The following is a 593-nucleotide window of genomic DNA, read 5'->3' as shown; positions in this document are numbered from 1 at the left end:
CGTCAGTCGATCGCGGTCTCCGCGCTGTCGCTGGCCAACCAGTCGCAGCAGAGCGTGCTCCAGCTGCTCCGCTAATAGCGGCTGACATCGCAATCAAGTCATGGCGGCGGGGCTTCGGCCCCGCCGTTTTCTTTTGCGCGGGCCGACCGAGAAGTGCTCTGGCCGCTCCAAAAAGTAACCGTTGGTTATGGTTAACGGGGAGCAAACGCCGCAAAAAGCTAGCAGTTTCAGCTCGATCGCCACCGATCTCGGCGTGTTTCCGCAGCCTTATGGTGAACCAGCGCTTACGGTGCGAGAACGGGTTTCACCTTTTGTTAGCCATGTCCCCTCAGGCTGTGCGCGTCACTCGATCCGAAGCGATCGAACGAAGACGCGTAAACCAGAAGGGTAAAAGTCATGTCCGGTATTGTTCTCTCTGCGTCGGTTCGCCAGAACCTGCTCTCTCTCCAGTCCACCGCCGACCTGCTCGCCACCACCCAGTCCCGTCTGTCGACTGGCAAGAAGGTGAACTCGGCGCTCGACAACCCCACCAACTTCTTCACGGCGCAGTCGCTCGACAACCGCGCCAGCGACATCAACAATCTGCTCGATGG

The 593-nt window shown here is 59.5% G+C and carries 1 protein-coding gene; it reads left to right on the top strand.

Features of this window, described 5'->3' with window-relative positions; genetic code table 11:
- Positions 1-396 precede the first annotated feature (396 nt).
- Positions 397-593: flagellin N-terminal helical domain-containing protein (locus AC0L30_RS43090; RefSeq protein WP_473406800.1), on the top strand; the 197-nt coding region annotated here is incomplete at its 3' end.

The organism is Bradyrhizobium sp. MI1.11 (genome assembly GCF_055811255.1).
The sequence above is the reverse complement of the archived record's forward strand: the minus strand, read 5'-3'. Positions and strand labels throughout refer to the sequence as shown.